We start from the raw sequence: 17,071 nt of genomic DNA, 5'->3' as shown, positions 1-17,071 counted from the left end.
GCCCGTGTCGTTGCGCCGCTCGATCTACAAGTCGCCCGCCCAGCTGCGGGCGATGGTCGAGCCCGGGCTGATCACGGCCGCGGCCCTCGACGCCGCGCGGGCCCTGATCGCTCCGGGTGTGACGACGGCGGAACTGGATGCCGCGGCATCCGGTCTCATCACCGCCCGAGGTGCGAAGTCCAACTTCCAGATGGTGCGCGGCTACCGCCACACCATCTGCACCTCGGTCAACGAAGAGGTCGTGCACGGCATCCCCGGCGATCGGGTGCTCGCCCCGGGCGACATCCTGTCGATCGACGCGGGTGCCGAGTACAAGGGCTGGAACGGCGACTCCGCGTTCACCTTCGTGCTGCCCGACGACTCGCGCCCTGAGATCGTCGTCGAGCGCCAGCGGCTGTCGGACGTGACCGAGGGATCGCTGTGGGCCGGCATCGCCGCACTCGCGTCGGCGAAGCACATCGGCGAGATCGGCACGGCCGTGCAGCAGTACATCGAGGCCAACTCCCCGGAGTCGGGGACCTACGGCATCCTGCGCGAGTACGTCGGCCACGGCATCGGCCGCAAGATGCACGAGTCGCCCTCGGTCTTCAACTACCGCGTGCCGGACCCGGGACCGGAGGTGCGGCCCGGGCTCGTGCTCGCGATCGAGCCGATGGTCGTGATCGGCGATCAGGCCACCTTCGTCGAGGACGACGGCTGGACGGTCTCGACGCTCGACGGCACGGCGGGCTCCCACTGGGAGCACAGCGTGGCGGTGCACGAAGACGGAATCTGGGTGCTCACCGCACCCGACGGCGGTGCCGCGGGCCTGGCGCCCTTCGGCGTGACCCCGCGCGAGATCGCCTAGGAGGCACGACATGGCACAGACGGCACGCAAGACCAACTGGTTCGCGATCTGGGTGACGGCCGGTGTCGTCATCGCGCTGGCGCTCGTCATCGTGCTCGTGGTGACGCTCAACAACGCCGCGACGCCCAAGCCGCTGCCGACCGAGGTCAACACCCCGTCCGCGTCGAACATCGACGGCGAGACCGGCGCGATCCTGGTGGGCGACGGCGAGGACCGCCTCGACACGTACATCGATTTCATGTGCCCGGTCTGCAACCAGTTCGAGCAGGTGTACGGCGCCGAGATCGAGGGCATGGTCGACGACGGCAGCATCACCCTCGGCATCCACCCGATCTCGATCCTGGACGGCCAGTCGAGCGGGACGCAGTACTCCACGCGTTCCGCCAACGCCGCGTACTGCGTGGCCGTCGAAGACGCCGACGCGTCGCTGCCGTTCCTGCAGGCGATGTTCGAGAACCAGCCTGCCGAGGGGTCGAAGGGCCTCACGAACAGCGAGATCCTCGATATCGCGTCGGGGGTGGGTGTGACCGGCATCGATTCGTGCGTCAACGACGGCACCTACGCCGGCTACGTCACCGCGATGACGGAGGAGACCCCCATCCAGCCGGGCTCGCAGGGCATCGGCACGCCGACCATCGCGGTCAACGGCGAGGTCATCGCGAACTCGTCGCTGCCGCCCGCGGGTCAGCTGGCGACGCTGTTCGAGTAAGCATCACGACGACGGGATGCCGCGGCCCGCGGCATCCCGTCGGTGATTTGCCGAGGCATCCACTATCACGTATGATTGATCTTTGGTGCGTTGCGCCTTCATTGGCGTGTCGTAGCACCGACTCCCATCCACCGCAGACCGACCGGTCTGCAGAACTGTTAGCGAGCGTATGGCGAAGAAAGACGGTGTCATCGAAATCGAGGGCGTGATCTCCGAGGCGCTGCCCAACGCGATGTTCCGCGTTGAGCTGAGCAACGGACACAAGGTCCTCGCTACGATCTCCGGCAAGATGCGGCAGAACTACATCCGCATCATCCCCGAGGACCGTGTCGTCGTGGAGCTCTCGCCCTACGACCTCACCCGCGGGCGCATCGTCTACCGCTACCGCTAGACCGGTCGAGAAGTAACGCCCCAGTGCTTCGACAAGCTCAGCAACCGAGCCGCGAAGCCTGCCCGGCGAAGACAGCGAAACAGGAAACAACATGAAGGTCAAGCCCTCCGTCAAGCCCATCTGCGACCACTGCAAGGTCATCCGCCGCCACGGTCGCGTCATGGTGATCTGCAAGTCGAACCCGCGTCACAAGCAGCGCCAGGGCTGATGGGCTGCTGCGCTTCGCGCAGCCCCGGCACGTACAACTGAACACATCACAGGCAGGGTCAGAACCTCTTCGGAGGGGACACCTCGGGCGGAGGCCCGGGCACCGATCCTGCTCCACACCTCCACTCACTCCACAGGAGAAACCGCATGGCACGTCTTGCCGGCGTTGACATCCCGCGCGACAAGCGCGTGGTGATCGCCCTCACGTACATCTACGGCGTGGGCCGTACCCGCTCCAACGAGATCCTCGCTGCGACGGGGATCGACGAGAACATCCGCGTCAAGGACCTCAGCGACGACCAGCTGATCGCCCTTCGCGACCACATCGAAGGCAACTACAAGGTCGAGGGTGATCTGCGGCGCGAGGTCGCCGCCGACATCCGCCGCAAGGTCGAGATCGGCTCCTACGAGGGCATCCGCCACCGTCGCGGCCTCCCGGTGCGCGGTCAGCGCACGAAGACGAACGCTCGCACCCGCAAGGGCCCGAAGCGCACCGTCGCCGGCAAGAAGAAGGCGCGCTAGGCCTCCGCCGGCGCCCCAAGGATTCAGGGAGAGAACGCACATGGCACAGGCCAAGTCCGCCGCGCGCAAGCCGCGCCGCAAGGAGAAGAAGAACATCGCGCTGGGCCAGGCCCACATCAAGTCGACGTTCAACAACACGATCGTCTCGATCACCGACCCGTCCGGCGCTGTCATCAGCTGGGCCTCGTCGGGTGGCGTGGGCTTCAAGGGCTCGCGCAAGTCGACGCCGTACGCCGCCGGCATGGCCGCGGAGTCCGCTGCCCGCCAGGCGCAGGAGCACGGCGTCAAGAAGGTCGACGTCTTCGTGAAGGGTCCGGGTTCGGGTCGCGAGACCGCGATCCGCTCGCTCACGGCCGCCGGCCTCGAGGTCGGCTCGATCCAGGACGTGACGCCGCAGGCGCACAACGGCTGCCGCCCGCCGAAGCGCCGCCGCGTCTGACGCTTCGCCCTTCGACAGGCTCGGGGACCGGTCCCTGAGCCTGTCGAAGGGCCAGCCTTCGTTTTCGGATGCCTCGGCACGAGGCATCCTGATCAAAACTCAACACCTCACCCACCGCACGTGTCATATAGCGGGCACGTGATCGAAAGGAACACATAGTGCTCATCGCACAGCGTCCCACTCTGACCGAGGAGAAGATCGGGGAGTTCCGCAGCCGTTTCGTCATCGAGCCGCTGGAGCCCGGCTTCGGTTACACGATCGGCAACGCGCTGCGTCGCAGCCTCCTGTCGTCCATCCCCGGTGCCGCAGTGACGTCGATCCGCATCGACGGCGTCCTCCACGAGTTCAGCACCATCCCGGGTGTGAAGGAGGATGTCACCGAGATCATCCTCAACATCAAGCAGCTGGTCGTCTCCAGCGAGCGCGACGAGCCCATCACCGCGTACCTGCGCAAGACCGGCGCCGGTGAGGTCACCGCCGCCGACATCTCCGCGCCGGCCGGTGTCGAGGTGCACAACCCCGAGCTCGTCATCGCGACGCTCAACGACACCGCCAAGTTCGAGCTCGAGCTCACGATCGAGCGTGGCCGCGGCTACGTCTCGGCGACGCAGAACCGCAACGAGTACGCCGAGGCCGGTCAGATCCCGATCGACTCGATCTACTCGCCCGTGCTCAAGGTCTCGTACCGCGTCGACGCGACGCGTGCCGGTGAGCGCACCGACTTCGACAAGCTCGTGCTGGACGTCGAGTCGAAGTCGTCGATCGCCCCGCGCGACGCCGTCGCCTCGGCCGGCCGCACCCTGACGGAGCTCTTCGGCCTGGCACGCGAGCTCAACGTCGAGGCCGAGGGCATCGAGATCGGCCCCGCGCCGGTCGAGACCGTCCTGTCGAACGAGCTGTCGATGCCGATCGAGGACCTCGACCTGTCGGTGCGTTCGTACAACTGCCTCAAGCGTGAGGGCATCAACACCGTGTCGGAGCTCGTCGCCCTCTCGGAGACGCAGCTCATGAACATCCGCAACTTCGGGCAGAAGTCGGTCGACGAGGTGCGCGACAAGCTCGTCTCGCTCGGCCTGTCGCTGAAGGACTCGGTCCCCGGGTTCGACGGCGCGCACTTCTACGGCGGCTACGACGACGAGACCGTCTGAGTTCCTGACCCCCCGAATCTGATCCTGGAGTAACAAAGAATGCCCAAGCCCACGAAGGGTCCCCGCCTCGGAGGCGGCCCCGCCCACGAGCGCCTGCTGCTTGCGAACCTGGCCGCAGCGCTGTTCACCCACAAGTCGATCAAGACGACCGAGACCAAGGCCAAGCGCCTGCGTCCGCTCGCCGAGCGCCTGATCACGTTCGCCAAGCGCGGCGACCTGCACGCGCGTCGTCGCGTGCTGTCGGTCATCGGCGACAAGTCCGTCGTGCACGAGCTCTTCACCGAGATCGCGCCGCTGGTCGCCGACCGTGAGGGCGGCTACACCCGCATCACGAAGGTCGGCAACCGCAAGGGTGACAACGCCCCCATGGCGGTCATCGAGCTCGTCCTCGAGCCCGTGACCAAGAAGCCGTCGGCCAAGAAGGCTGCTGCCGCGAAGGCTGCGCCGGCCGAAGAGGCACCCGTCGCCGACGAGGCCCCCGCGGCCGAGGAGGCTCCCGCCGCCGACGAGGCCGCCGCTGCCGGCGCCGAGTCGCAGGAGGAGGGCGCGGCCGCCGAGGCTGCCGCCGCGGACGCCGTCGAGGCTCCCGCCGAGGAGAAGTCCGAGTAATCGGACCCCTTCGCACCGCGAGACCCGCCACCCCTCGAGGGTGGCGGGTCTCGCTGTCTGTGGCCGAATAGGGTGGGGAGGTGCGCATCCGCCTCGACATCGCCTACGACGGCACGCACTTCCGCGGCTGGGCGCGCCAGCCGGGATTGCGCACGGTGCAGGAGACGCTCGAGTCCGCACTGGCCCGCGTGCTGGGCGGCGCGCCGCGGCTCGTCGTCGCCGGTCGCACCGACGCCGGTGTGCACGCCACCGGCCAGGTCGCGCACGTCGACCTCGACGACGCGCAGGTGCAGCGCCTGCTCGCACGGCATGCGCGTCCCGGTGCCGGCACATCGACGCTCGAAGACCGCGCCGCCGCGCTCGCCGCGCGCATGACGGGGGTGGTCGGCGCGTACTCCGATGTGGCAGTCCTCGCCACGCGGCTCGCCCCCGACGGCTTCGATGCCCGGTTCTCGGCGGTGTGGCGGCGCTACCAGTACCGCGTCGGCGACACGGTGACGGGCTACGACCCGCTCGAGCGCCATCGCACCACCACGGTGCGGGCACCCCTCGATGCGGAGGCGATGGATGCCGCGGCCCGCGCCCTCATCGGGCTGCACGACTTCGCCGCCTACTGCAAGCCGCGCGAAGAGGCCACGACGATCCGCACGCTGCTCGAGTTCGACTGGCGCCGCGACGACGCGGGCGTGCTGGTCGCCAACGTCAAGGCCGATGCGTTCTGCCACAGCATGGTGCGTGCGCTCGTCGGAGCGTGCGTGGCGGTGGGGGACGGGCGGCTCGACATCGAGGACGTCGTCGAGATCCGCGACGCGCAGGAGCGCGTGCCCGAGGTCAAGGTGCTCGCCGCGCGCGGGCTCACGCTGACCGAGGTCGGCTATCCGGCCGACGATCTGCTGGCGCAGCGGGCCGAACAGACCCGCGCGCGGCGCGATCGCGAGTAGCGGCCCCCGCTAGACTGACCGGACGTTTCGGGCGGGTCGACTCGGGGGTCCTATGCGCACGCGAAGCCGGTTCGCCGGGGTGGTCTTGATCAGCGCGGTGGCGGTGACCGCGCTCGTGGGCTGCGGGCCGGCTCCCTGGGATCCTGCCGGCGGCGGCGGCACGCCGACGGCGTCATCGACCGCGGTGCCGACTCCGGTGCCGAACGACCTCTCGGGCGGGGCCACCCAGCGCACTCTCACCGCCGGCGCCGTCACTGCCACGGTCGACTACTGGTCCACGCTCGCGATGGACCAATGGACCGCCGAGGCGGTGAAGCCGGTCAGCATCTCGCTGATCACGACGGTGCAGCCGGACGACGGGCAGAAGGTCTACCTCCAGCGGGCATCGATGACCGCGGTGCCGTCGACGCCGACAGGCGCGCTCGAGGCCCTCCCGCCCCAGCTCGACGCGTCGACCGTGAGCCCCGGCTACCTGGTGCTCGACCCCTACAGCTATTCGCAGACGTTCAACGTGGGCCCGGTGCCGGCGGAGGCGACGTTCGTCACGCTGCAGTTCAGCTACGACTTCCTGGTGCAGACCACTCCGACGTCGAGCGAATACGCCAAGCAGACGGCCACCGACACGCTCACGGTAGCTCTGACCGACTGATCAGGCGGTCCACGACGGCGGCGCCCACGCGCTCCCACCGGTCGCCGCCCTTCTCGCTCGCGACGCGCGCGGCCTCCCGGCCGGTGTACACGAGGGTGTCGAGGTCGTAGCCCAGCACCGACGCCGGCGCCCATCCGGCGCTCGCGGTGGGGCGGATCGGCAGGGCGCCGTGCACGTCGAGGCGCGTGATCCGCTCGAGGATGGTCCGCAGCAGGTCACGGACCGCGGCATCCGGCCTCGGCACCAGCACCACGACGTCGCCCGACGCGGGCGAGCCGACGTCAGACTCGGCAGGGAACACGGCGCGCACCTCGTCTTGGAGTCGCTCCGACAGGCGTGCGAATGCCGCCGCACCCGCGGTCTGGCGGATGTCGGGGGCGTCATCGAGGCCCAGGTAGACCACCGCCCACGGCTCCGGCGTCTTCGCGGCGCGCAGCAGCCGGTCGCCGGCGATCCGCTCGAACTGCTGCCACCCCGTCGACACCGCCGCGGGGCGGCCCAGCCCGCTGTCGCGGGCCGTCGTGCCGACGACGGCCACCACCGCGCAGGCGACGTAGACCAGCATCCCTACTGACGAGACGAGCCGCAGCAGCGCGAAGTCATCGCCGCCCGAGGGCGGGAACGCGAAGCCCCCGACGAACGTGGCGAGCCCGGTCACCAAGAAGGCGACCGACACGATGGCGAGGGGCAGCACGAGCCGGTCGCTGCGACGGCTCGCCGACCGCGCCCAGTCGAGCACGAACAGGCCTGCGAAGACGGATGCCGCGAAGAAGGCGGTGCGGTACGCCACGGTGAACCATGTCAGGTCGTCGATGCTCGCGAGCACCACGGCGGATGCGCCCGCGACGACCGCGCCGGCCCAGACGTGCGGGCGCAGGCCCCACGCCGCCCGGAAGCCGGACCAGAGGAACGCCGGCGCGCCGAGGAGCGCGCCCAGTGACGCACGCCGGAGCCCCTCCATGTCGGTGATCTGTCCGGCGACGACGCCGTAGGTGGCGAGCATCGCGAGGGTGAACGCGAAGCTCCAGTACAGCGTCGGCGGGCCGGGCCGCACCAGGAAGGCGACGCCGATCGTCAGCATCGTGGCGAGCGTCGTGATCACCGCCTGAGCGATTCCGAGATCGACGCCCGAGGCGGCGATGACGTCGGTCATGGTCGTCCTTCCGTCAATGCCGAGGCGAGCGGGAGGCGGACCGTGACGGTCGTGCCTGCCCCCACCTCGCTGTCGATCTCGAGGGTGCCGCCGTGGGCGAGCACGATGTCGTTGCTGATGCCGAGGCCGAGCCCGGTGCCGCCGGACTTCTGCTTCGCCTCGTCCGTGCGGAAGTACGGGGTCAGCACCCGGGGCAGATCCTCGGCGCCGATCCCGATCCCGCTGTCGGCGACCGTCAGCACGACCGTGCCGCCGTCGACCGCTCCCACGATGCGCACGCGCCCGTCGCGGGGGGTGTACTTGATGGCGTTGCTCACCACGTTGTCGACCACCTGACGCAGCCGGAAGCCGTCGGCGGTGATCGGCAGGGCCTCGTCGGCGCGCACGTCGACCGAGATGTCGTTCGCGGCTGCGGTCGGCCGGAAGGAGGCGACGGACTCGAGAAGGATCTGCCGCAGGTCGATGTCGGCGACCTCGTCGCGGCCGGAGAACCCGCGCCGGGAGGTGGTGACCAGGCTCTCGGTCATGGTGAGCATGCGGTCGCTCGCGGCGACGATCGACTCGAAGCGCTCGCGCGTGCGGGGGGTGAGCTCGTCGAGCTCCAGGGCCAGCTCGGCGTTGCCGATCATCACCGTGAGCGGATGCTTCAGCTCGTGCGAGGCCATCGCCGTGAACCGCTCGCGCTCGCGCTGGGCGTAGGTGAGCGCCGTGACATCGTGCACGAGGAGCAGGATGCTGGACTCTTCGTCGCCGCGGGCCGCCAGCCGCTTCGCGGTGACCGACAGGGCGCGCCATTCGCCTTCCACGGTGAACAGCCACACCGAGGCATCCGTGAAGGTCTCCCCGCGCGCGGCGCGGGAGAAGGGGCGCTCCGAGTACGGCACCGGCATCCCTCGCAGTCCGGTGTATTCGACGGATTGCGCGGGCAGGGTGGGATCGAGCGCGTCCAGCCCGTACAGCCGCGAATACGCGTCGTTCACGGCCAGGACCGTGCCGTCCTCCGAGATGCGCGCGATGCCGGTGTCGATGCCGTTGAGGATCTCCATCGTCCGGCGCTCCTGGTCGGATCGGCGGGAGAGGGTGGCGGTGAGCCGGTCTGCCTGACGCCGCAGGAGCCGGCGCAGCGAGCGGGTCCTTCGCAGCGAGAGGTGCGCGGTGATCCCGATGAAGGTGAGCGTGAGGAGCACCACGAACACCCGCAGCGCGCCCAGCGGTCCGGGGGTCATCGCCGAGTCGAACAGGAGGATGATCCCGATCAACGCGAGCATGATCGCGAGCGCGGTGGTGCGGAAGTGCATGGCCACCCACATCACGGGGAAGGCCCAGAGGTAGCCCAGACGCAGTTCGCTGCCGCTCGACATGAGGCCGATCGCGATCGCGTCCGCGAACGGGACGGCCAGGACCGCGGATGCCGGAACCCCCGACCACGGCACCGTCAGCGTCGCCAGCGTCAGGACCACGACCAAGAGGGTCCCGAGCAGGAAGTTCCAATGACCGAACAGGTCCGGCTGCAGCACCATCACCAGGATCGCCGTGATGAGCACGCTCGCCGCGAGGACGAGCTGGGTGAGCCAGATCGACCGCGTCCGGGCGTCGGGCGTGCCCACGACGGGCATCGTTCGTGCCGCCCCGGTAGCCATGCCGCGATTCTATTGGCCCGACCATCCGGCATTTCGGGCCGCGCCGCATCCCTGGCCACAACGTTCGTTGCGGAGGCCTTGCGCAAACCTTGCGCGAGCCCTCACGGTCCCTCGGAGGAGCGTTGCGGTCGGCGGGAGAGGCTGTACCCGTGCCGGAGACCCCGGTGCCCTGATCTTGAAAGCGACGAACGTGACACAACTGGTCCCGCTCAGCGTCTCGGCCCACGGCTTCGCCGACGACTTCGAGGCGGTGCTCGACGACACCTCGGTGCATCGCTCGACCATCGGCTGCGTCATTCCGGCGTACAACGAGGAGGAGTCGATCGCCCAGGTGATCGCGTCGCTGCTGAGCCAGACCCGCGTGCCCGACGTGATCCACGTCGTCGTCAACAACACGTCCGACCGCACCGTCAGCATCGCCTCGGAGTTCGCGGGACCCCACGAGATCGTCACCGAGCTCGGCGAGCAGTTCACCGAGGTGTTCGTCCACGACATCGGCAAGAACCCCGACAAGAAGGTCGGCGCGCTCAACTACGGCTACACGCTGGTCGAGGGCTACGACTACCTGCTGGGCGTCGACGGCGACACGGTCGCCGACGCGAAGGCGGTCGAGTACCTCGAGTCCGAGGCGGCTTCCGACACCCGCATCGGGGGCATCTCGGCGATCTACTCGATCGACGAGAAGCCGATCAAGGGCGGCATCGCGAAGTTCCTGATCACGGGTCAGCGCGCGCAGTTCGCGGCCTTCAACCTGCACAACCTCCTGCGCGGCCGCAACATGGCGGTGCTGGGCGGCCAGTTCTCGATCTTCTCGACGCAGGCCCTGCGTGACGTCATGAAGGAGAACCACCAGTCCACGCCCTGGGTCAAGGACTCCGAGGTCGAGGACTCGCTGCTCTCGCTGCAGATCAAGAGCGCCGGCTACCTGACCAAGATCAGCCCCTTCGCACGCGCCGACGTCGGCGGCATGAGCACGCTCCGCGCGCTCGACGCGCAGCAGGTGAAGTGGACCTACGGCGCCATCGAGCTCATGTGGCCCGGGCAGCGCGGCGACACCAAGGGGCAGCCGTTCCACCCGAACCTGCGCGTGCGCTGGCTGGAGAACTTCGGTATGCTCACGAACCTCTTCGTGCGCGTCGCCTTCGTGGCGCTGCTGGCCGGCTCGCTCTCGCTCGGCGCCTTCGTGTTCTCGCCGTGGTGGCTGCTGGCGCCCGCGGTCGCCATCGCACTGAACACCCGCATGGCGCTCACCATGGGCAACCGCACCGCACGCGACATCTTCTTCGCTGTGACGCTCGTGCCCGCCGAGGTGTACATGTGGCTGCGGCTCAGCTACTTCGCCCGGTCATGGACGCGCTTCCTGTCGCGCAAGAAGGTCGACAACTGGGCCATGCAGGCCAAGGCCGAACGCGGTTCGGGCCTCGGCCACTGGACGCCGCTCGTCGTGGTGATCGCGGTCATCATCGCGATGGCCGTCATCTGGTCGATGCTCGGCCCGATGGTGCAGTCGACCATCCTGTGGATCGGCTGGCCGATCGTCGGCGTCGTCACGGTGCTGCAGACACTGTCGATGTTCTTCAAGCTCATCCGTCGCCAGCACGGATACAAGGTCTGACCCGCACCCGAAGCGAGTCGGAACTGGGGAGAGCGCCGGGGCTGGGGAGCACGGCGCGGGGGAGGAAGTGACGGGGCCCGCCTGAGGGGACAGGCGGGCCCCTTCACCGGATCAGATCACCTCTGAGGTCAGGCGATAGCCGACGCCGCGCACCGTCTCGATGTACCGCGGGTTCGCTGCGCTCTCACCGAGCTTGCGCCGCAGATTCGTCATGTGCGCCTCGACCGCGCGCTTGTCGGCGTCCCCCACGAAGTAGCTCGTCACGTAGGACTCGCCCCGCAGCACCAGCGTCAGGTCGGCCTTGCTGCGCACGCGGCGCTTCGATTCGAGCAGGGTCGCGAGCAGGTCGAACTCGGTGCGCGTCAGGTCGAGCTCCTCGTCGCCGATGAGCGCGATCCGGTTCTCGGGGTGCAGCCGCAGGTCGCGGTGTGCGAGCCACTCGCCGTCGCCCAGGCGTTCAACCGTGCTGTCGACGATGACGGGCATGTCGACGACCGGGGTCGTGGGGATCGACGTCGTCGCCGGCCGGGCGTTCGGGAACGACGGGCCGACGCTGCCCTGCGTCGGCAGGGCCGCGGGCGCGGTCGCCTCGGTGGCCGTGCGGGCACGGCGCAGGAGCGCCTCGACGCGCGCCCGCAGTTCGCGGGGGCGGAACGGCTTGACGAGGTAGTCGTCGGCGCCGGCCCCGAGGCCCGCGATCACATCGGCCTCGTCGGCCAGGCCGGTGAGCATGATGATGAACGTGTCGGACTGGGCGCGGATGCGCTTGGCCGCCTCGATCCCGTCGATGCCCGGCATATGCACGTCGATCGTGGTGAGCACCGGCTTGTAGGTCAGCACCGCCCGCACCCCATCGATGCCGTTGCCGACCGAGACCGTCGAGAACCCCGACGACTCCAGCACCTCGGCGAGGACGTGCCGGATCTCTGGGTCGTCCTCGATGATGACGGCGGTCTGGAGTTCGTCGGCAGGGGTGCTCATGCGGCGGGCGTCCTCTCTCGGACGGTTGGTCGAACCTGCGCCGATGACCGACCCCAGCCGCGGCCCCCGACGCGTGCGCAGTACCCCGATGCTACACAACGCGGGCGGCGAGCCGCCGGGCTCATTCCGATCCGACGACGTCCCGCGTGAGCTCGATCGCCGCCTCGGGCCACCACCGACCGGCGGCCGGACCGCCGTTGCACTCGCCGTCGCTCTCGCCCGGCGGCTTGATCCACAGGTTGGTGTCGACGACATCGTCGCCGATGGTGCCGCCCGGCTCGCCGACGAGGCGGCCGGGCGGATTGCACCATTCGCCGTTCGCGCCCGCGCCGTTGCGCGACGTGTCGATGACCGCGTGCAGCCCGTCGAGGCGCACGGCCACGTCGTGGGCATACGCCACCTCGTCGTCGGTCGGCTGGAAGTTCGACACGTTCGTCGCGAAGCCCCGGATGCCGCGGCCGTCGTCGTCGGACGCCCGGTCGACCTGCTCGATGAGGCCGGCCATCTCGTCGGCCGGCAGCCAGTCGGAGTGGCCGCCGTCCACGTAGACCCAGGTGCTGTCGGACGCGATCGCGTCGACCGCCGTCGCCAGCTGCGAGACCCGGGCCGAGACGTTGCCGCATTCCGGGGCCAGGGCGAGACTGTCGGGTTCGAGGATCACGAGGGGCGACGTGTCGGCGGCGGCGCGCAGTGCGTCGCCGATCGCAGCCGTCCACTCGGCGTACGCATCGTCGTCCAGACCGCCGGCGGACTGTCCGCCGCAGTCGCGCTCCGGCAGGCCGTAGACGACGACCGCGAGGCGGGCGGACTGCGCGCTCGCCTCCTGCGCCAGGTCGGCGATCCGCTCGCCGACGGCGTCGGCGGGGTCGCCCTCGGGCGTCAGCCAGATCGCGGTCGGCTGTTCGCTGAGATAGTGGGCCGCGTCGTACTCGGGGCTTCCCGCTGCCGCGCGGGCCGCGGCATCCGTCGCCTTCGACTGAGCCGACGCGACCACGCGGGTTCCCGGCCCCGGCGGCTCGGGAGCCTGCCCGCCGAGGGCGACCGCGGCGACGGCGACGCCGATGACGACGAACACACCCGCGGCGACGAGGATCGTGATCGTCCGTCGCGAGGTAGCCACGAAGGCGACTCTACGAGAACATGGCACCGCCCCGGGGGGTCAGGCCGCTGCGCGGCGCGCCCTCGCCCCCTTGGTGCGTGAGCCGACGAGCGCGAGCAGCGCGGCCGCCAGCGGGCTGGGCGATGTCGCCTCGGTCTCGAACGCGTCGGCGACGATGGCCGCCGCGCGCTCGAACTGGCGCGCCTTGTCGAGGGCGGCACGGTGTTCGGCGACGGCGCGGTCGGCGGCCGCGTAGTCGTCACGCAGGCGCGTTCGCTCGGACTCTTCGACCCCGCGCCGTTCGGCGGTGCGCTCGAGCGTCTCGGCCGCACGCGAACGCACCGCGATGCTGCGATGCAGTTCGCGCTCAGCGGCTTCGCGCGCGAGGCGGCTGACGTCGAGGGCGCCGGCGAGTTCGGCGCGAATGGCGGGAGTGGATACGGCGGCCATGGGGTCCTCCTGGGTTCTCGGACAACACTCCAGAGGCGCCCGCCGGCGTTTTCGTACATCGCGCCGGCGACACGGATCGGCGTTCCCTGTGAGGTGTCGTTGTGATTCCGCAAGACCCCCCTCCGATGACATCTGCGGCATAGGCTGGGCGTCGACATGAAGGTCATCTCGTACAACCTGCGCAAGCACCGGGCGGCGGGCGAGCTCGCCCACCTGGTGGAACGCCACGGCGCAGACGTCCTGTGCCTCCAAGAGGCCGACACCACCGACATCCCTGACGAGATCTCGGGCCTGCGGCTGGCCGACTCGACGCAGCGCAACCGACTGGGTCTCGCCCTCTACTACCGCGAGAACACGTTCCGCGCGGTCGATGTGCGGGCCATCTCGCTCAAGAAGTCGCTCCACGACCGCGTGCTGAAGCCGGCGGAGGAGCGGATGCTGGGGGTCAGGCTCCACGACATCGACGAGAACATCGATGTCATCGTCGCCTCGTTCCATGCCGCTCCGCTCACGGCGCTGAACTCGCTGCGGCGCCATCAGATCCGCACGGCGCTGGGTGAGCTGCAGCAGCTCGGAGAGGGGCTGCCGGCGCTCATGGTCGGCGACTACAACTACCCGGTGTTCAAGGAGCGGCTCGGCCAGCACATCCGCGAGCAGGGGTACGAGCTCAACCTCAGCGATTCGCGAACGTACACGCGCTACCGATTCTTCCGCGGCCACTACGACTTCGCGACGTCGGTCGGCTTCGAGATCGACCGGGTGCGGACCCTCCCGCAGGGCCTCAGCGACCACCTGCCCATCCTGGTGACGGCCCACCCCGCCCCGGGCGTGAAGCGCGTCGTCGAGATCGCCGAAGCGGAGACCGGCGCCGCCTAGCTCGTCCTTCTCGCTCCACCTCTGACAGGCGGAGGCGCGAAGAGTACCATAGGGTGCGTGGCGAGGGGGATCGTCACGCGCTCCGAACCCGAGGGTGCGCAAACTGGGGCCGCTGTCGACGATGAGGCGACGCCTGTGCAGGCGCGCCGCCGACGCGCGTGGCCGTGGATCGTGGTCGCGCTGCTCACCGTGCTGGTGGGCGGCGTCACCGTCGGCGCCTTCGCGATGCAGTTCTGGTCGGAGGCCCAGCGTGCCCGTGCCGCGGTCGAGCGGGCTGCGGTGGGGATCGAGGCGCTGCGCGACGATCTCGGAGATGCCGACGAGGCCCAGCTTCTCGCGGCGACCGACGAGATCCAGGCGAACGTCACGCTCGCCGTGCGGACCGTGGACGGCCCGCTGTGGGATCTCGCCTCCCGGGTGCCGTTCATCGGGCAGAACGTGGATGCGGTGCGGCGCGTGACGCATGCGGTCGACGTCCTCGTCGAGCGCGCCCTGGCGCCGGGTCTGCAGTTCCTGTCGGCCACCGACTTCGACGACCTCACGCTCGACGGCGGCGGGATCGACCTCGAGCCGTTCCGGCAGGTGCAGAGCTCGATCCCCGAGATCGCCGCAGCGTTCGCGGACGCGCAGGCCATCGTCGCGCCGATCGACACGGCGACCCTGCTTCCCGAGGTGAGCGACTCGATCTCCGACATCGTCAGCTTCATCGACCTCGCGACACCCGCGCTCGGCGTGGCCGAGACGTACTTGCCGACGCTTCTCGACATGGCCGGTTCGGGGGGAACCAAGACCTATCTCCTGATCTTCCAGAACAACGCCGAGATCCGTGCCACGGGCGGGAACCCGGCGGCGAGCATGATCGTGACGCTCACCGACGGCAAGCTCGGGTACGTGGACCAGGCGAGCTCGCAGACGTTCTACGACGCCGGAACGCAGGATGACGTGTACGTGGCGCTGCCCGCCGAGACGAGCGGTCTGTATCTGGCCACGTTGGCGAAGCATTCGCAGGATTACACCTTCACGCCCGATTTCCCGACGACGGCGCAGCTGTTCCAGGCCCTCTGGACCCACACCACCGGCGCGACGTTCGACGGTGTCGTCTCGATCGACCCCGTCGTGCTCTCGTACATGCTCGCCGTCGCCGGACCCGTGACGCTGGGCACGGGAGAACAGCTGACCGCCGACAACGCCGTCTCGGTGCTGCTGCGTGACGCGTACGAGCGGTATCCCGAGGGCCGCGACTCCGACCAGTTCTTCGCGGATGCCGCGAAGCAGGTGTTCGCACACCTCACCACCTCGACATGGGACCCGCTGCAGATGCTCGAGGCGCTGAAGAAGGGCGCCGCAGAGCAGCGGGTCAACCTCGCGTTCGTCGACCCGGAGGCGCAGGCGCTCGCCGTCGAGCTCGGTGTGGACGGCGCGTTGGCCAGCGACACCACGACGCAGACGCAGGTGGGGATCTACCTGAACGACTCCTCCGTCGGCAAGCTCGAGTACCACCTGACGACGTCGATCATCGCGACGTGCGACGCCGCGGCGCGGACGATCACGACAACGATGACGCTGGCCAACGGCATCGGCGACAACATCCGAAGCAACTACACGCTGGGGCTCCGCAACGGGCGATTCGGCCTGCCGCGTACCACGATGATGCTCGACGTGCTGTTCTTCGCGCCTCCCGGAGCTCACATCACGGACACCGTACCTGCGGTGGGGGACGTCGCGCGGTGGGAACGCAGCGGCGTCGAGAAGGGGAACACCGCAGTCAGCAAGACGGTGTTCGTCGGCAAGGGGGAGACCGTGACCACCGCCTTCACCGTCGCGTTGCCGCCTGGCGACCTCGCTCCGCTGCGATTGCGCCACACCCCTACGGCGACCGCGACCAGCGTCACGATCGATCCAAGCTGCGCAGCGCTCTTCCCGGCGGCCGGCTGACGTCCCGGAGCGGTCAGAGGAGCGTCGGGTCGGGCTCCGCCCACTTCTCGATGCCCTGCACGACCCAGAACGAGAAGAACAGCGCGAGGGCGATCCCCTCGACGATGAGGACGATCGGGATGCCGGAGCCGTCCGCCTGCGGCAGCAGGATGACGTACGCGATCAGGGTGAGCACGAGACCCACGGCGATGATCGTGTAGAGCACGCGGAACGCCGGCGTCGGCTGCGGGCCCCGGCGGGGGAACGCGTTGCGCACCGCGGTCGCCGCGAAGAGCGCGAAGAAGGCCGTCGTGGCGACGAAGTGCGCCTGCTGCAGGAACGCGTCGCGCGCGAACACCCAGGTGAGTCCCGTGACGGCGAGGACGACCACGGCGATCAGCAGCGACGGCCACACGGCGGCGAGCGAGACCTGACCGAGGGCGGCGAGCACGAGGGCCACCAGGAGCACGAGCGCCCCCAGCACGAGGTACACGGCGACGCCGTTCGCGGCATCCGGTTCGTACTGCGGCGGGAAGCAGCGCTGCGTGCAGTCGACGGGGACGCCGGGCACGGCATCCGGTGACAGCGTCGTCGGCACGAGGGCGATGAGGGGTGCGAACAGCGCGGCGGCGTCCAGGAGCGCACGCTCGGCGCCGCGACCCGACAACGCGAAGAGCGCGAGGGATACCGCGATCAGTGACCCGACGAACACGTCGCGGGCGGGCGTGTAGAAGTAGTCGCTCACCGACGTGAGCCAGCCGTAGGTGGTCGCCGCCTGTGCGATCGCGACGAAGATCGCGATGACGGTGCCGGCGATGCCGATCCGCAGGTACCGGTAGGTGCGCTCGAGCGAGGTCGACACGGCGGGTCAGCTTGAGCCG

19 protein-coding genes are annotated in these 17,071 nt (G+C 69.5%); 13 read left to right on the top strand and 6 right to left on the bottom strand.

Annotated features, from left to right (window positions below):
• The first annotated feature begins 4 nt into the window (after positions 1 to 4).
• From map to ACI3KY_RS02580, 10 genes are all read left to right on the top strand, one after another.
• The gene (gene map, locus ACI3KY_RS02625; RefSeq protein WP_404928658.1) at positions 5 to 847 is read left to right on the top strand and encodes a type I methionyl aminopeptidase; all 843 of its coding nucleotides are present in this window, start codon (positions 5 to 7) and stop codon (positions 845 to 847) included.
• Between the two features lie 10 nt (positions 848 to 857).
• Positions 858 to 1,556 (top strand): DsbA family protein, encoded by a 699-nt coding sequence (locus tag ACI3KY_RS02620; RefSeq protein ID WP_404928657.1) that lies wholly within the window; start codon positions 858 to 860, stop codon positions 1,554 to 1,556.
• A gap of 169 nt (positions 1,557 to 1,725) precedes the next feature.
• Positions 1,726 to 1,947 carry a translation initiation factor IF-1 gene (infA, locus tag ACI3KY_RS02615; RefSeq protein WP_017201569.1) on the top strand — a complete coding sequence of 74 codons (222 nt, stop codon included), beginning with the start codon at positions 1,726 to 1,728 and terminating at the stop codon, positions 1,945 to 1,947.
• Positions 1,948 to 2,038: 91 nt separating this feature from the next.
• Positions 2,039 to 2,155, top strand: coding sequence for a 50S ribosomal protein L36 (gene rpmJ / locus ACI3KY_RS02610; protein ID WP_017885303.1), 117 nt, complete (start codon positions 2,039 to 2,041; stop codon positions 2,153 to 2,155).
• 146 nt (positions 2,156 to 2,301) lie between these two features.
• Positions 2,302 to 2,676, top strand: coding sequence for a 30S ribosomal protein S13 (rpsM, locus tag ACI3KY_RS02605; RefSeq protein WP_404928656.1), 375 nt, complete (start codon positions 2,302 to 2,304; stop codon positions 2,674 to 2,676).
• A 40-nt stretch (positions 2,677 to 2,716) separates the two neighbouring features.
• Positions 2,717 to 3,115 carry a 30S ribosomal protein S11 gene (gene rpsK / locus ACI3KY_RS02600; RefSeq protein WP_018171470.1) on the top strand — a complete coding sequence of 133 codons (399 nt, stop codon included), beginning with the start codon at positions 2,717 to 2,719 and terminating at the stop codon, positions 3,113 to 3,115.
• Between the two features lie 158 nt (positions 3,116 to 3,273).
• The gene (locus tag ACI3KY_RS02595; RefSeq protein ID WP_163618871.1) at positions 3,274 to 4,263 is read left to right on the top strand and encodes a DNA-directed RNA polymerase subunit alpha; all 990 of its coding nucleotides are present in this window, start codon (positions 3,274 to 3,276) and stop codon (positions 4,261 to 4,263) included.
• Positions 4,264 to 4,302: 39 nt separating this feature from the next.
• The gene (gene rplQ / locus ACI3KY_RS02590; protein WP_404928655.1) at positions 4,303 to 4,872 is read left to right on the top strand and encodes a 50S ribosomal protein L17; all 570 of its coding nucleotides are present in this window, start codon (positions 4,303 to 4,305) and stop codon (positions 4,870 to 4,872) included.
• 80 nt (positions 4,873 to 4,952) lie between these two features.
• Positions 4,953 to 5,813, top strand: coding sequence for a tRNA pseudouridine(38-40) synthase TruA (gene truA / locus ACI3KY_RS02585; RefSeq protein ID WP_404928654.1), 861 nt, complete (start codon positions 4,953 to 4,955; stop codon positions 5,811 to 5,813).
• A gap of 52 nt (positions 5,814 to 5,865) precedes the next feature.
• Positions 5,866 to 6,462, top strand: a complete 597-nt coding sequence (locus ACI3KY_RS02580; RefSeq protein ID WP_404928653.1) for a hypothetical protein — start codon at positions 5,866 to 5,868, stop codon at positions 6,460 to 6,462.
• Here the strand turns inward: ACI3KY_RS02580 and ACI3KY_RS02575 are convergent.
• Together ACI3KY_RS02575 and ACI3KY_RS02570 are read right to left on the bottom strand one after the other, a co-directional pair.
• Entirely contained in the window at positions 6,440 to 7,615 is a 1,176-nt protein-coding gene (locus tag ACI3KY_RS02575; RefSeq protein ID WP_404928651.1) for a hypothetical protein, read from the bottom strand. The genes ACI3KY_RS02580 and ACI3KY_RS02575 overlap by 23 nt on opposite strands.
• Positions 7,612 to 9,255, bottom strand: coding sequence for a sensor histidine kinase (locus tag ACI3KY_RS02570; RefSeq protein ID WP_404928650.1), 1,644 nt, complete (start codon positions 9,253 to 9,255; stop codon positions 7,612 to 7,614). The genes ACI3KY_RS02575 and ACI3KY_RS02570 overlap by 4 nt, the downstream gene beginning before the upstream one ends.
• A gap of 190 nt (positions 9,256 to 9,445) precedes the next feature.
• Here ACI3KY_RS02570 and ACI3KY_RS02565 point away from each other — a divergent pair, with 190 nt between their 5' ends.
• Complete coding sequence (locus ACI3KY_RS02565; protein ID WP_404928649.1) at positions 9,446 to 10,870, top strand: glycosyltransferase family 2 protein; 1,425 nt, start codon at positions 9,446 to 9,448, stop codon at positions 10,868 to 10,870.
• A 111-nt stretch (positions 10,871 to 10,981) separates the two neighbouring features.
• On the opposite strand, the gene ACI3KY_RS02560 is transcribed toward ACI3KY_RS02565, so the two are convergent.
• From ACI3KY_RS02560 to ACI3KY_RS02550, 3 genes are all read right to left on the bottom strand, one after another.
• Positions 10,982 to 11,851, bottom strand: a complete 870-nt coding sequence (locus ACI3KY_RS02560) for a response regulator transcription factor (RefSeq protein WP_404928647.1) — start codon at positions 11,849 to 11,851, stop codon at positions 10,982 to 10,984.
• Between the two features lie 121 nt (positions 11,852 to 11,972).
• Positions 11,973 to 12,971, bottom strand: coding sequence for a glycoside hydrolase family 6 protein (locus tag ACI3KY_RS02555; RefSeq protein ID WP_404928646.1), 999 nt, complete (start codon positions 12,969 to 12,971; stop codon positions 11,973 to 11,975).
• A 39-nt stretch (positions 12,972 to 13,010) separates the two neighbouring features.
• Entirely contained in the window at positions 13,011 to 13,400 is a 390-nt protein-coding gene (locus ACI3KY_RS02550; RefSeq protein WP_404928645.1) for a hypothetical protein, read from the bottom strand.
• A 156-nt stretch (positions 13,401 to 13,556) separates the two neighbouring features.
• On the opposite strand from ACI3KY_RS02550, the gene ACI3KY_RS02545 reads away from it, so the two are divergent.
• The gene (locus ACI3KY_RS02545) at positions 13,557 to 14,276 is read left to right on the top strand and encodes an endonuclease/exonuclease/phosphatase family protein (RefSeq protein ID WP_404928644.1); all 720 of its coding nucleotides are present in this window, start codon (positions 13,557 to 13,559) and stop codon (positions 14,274 to 14,276) included.
• 57 nt (positions 14,277 to 14,333) lie between these two features.
• The gene (locus tag ACI3KY_RS02540; RefSeq protein WP_404928643.1) at positions 14,334 to 16,211 is read left to right on the top strand and encodes a DUF4012 domain-containing protein; all 1,878 of its coding nucleotides are present in this window, start codon (positions 14,334 to 14,336) and stop codon (positions 16,209 to 16,211) included.
• A gap of 13 nt (positions 16,212 to 16,224) precedes the next feature.
• On the opposite strand, the gene ACI3KY_RS02535 is transcribed toward ACI3KY_RS02540, so the two are convergent.
• A complete protein-coding gene (locus ACI3KY_RS02535; protein ID WP_404928642.1) occupies positions 16,225 to 17,052 on the bottom strand; it encodes a hypothetical protein in 828 nt (275 codons plus the stop codon).
• Positions 17,053 to 17,071: the final 19 nt, after the last annotated feature.

Origin of the sequence: Microbacterium sp. ZW T2_14 (assembly GCF_044987405.1) — a bacterium.
GTDB lineage: Bacteria > Actinomycetota > Actinomycetes > Actinomycetales > Microbacteriaceae > Microbacterium.
The sequence above is the reverse complement of the archived record's forward strand: the minus strand, read 5'-3'. Positions and strand labels throughout refer to the sequence as shown.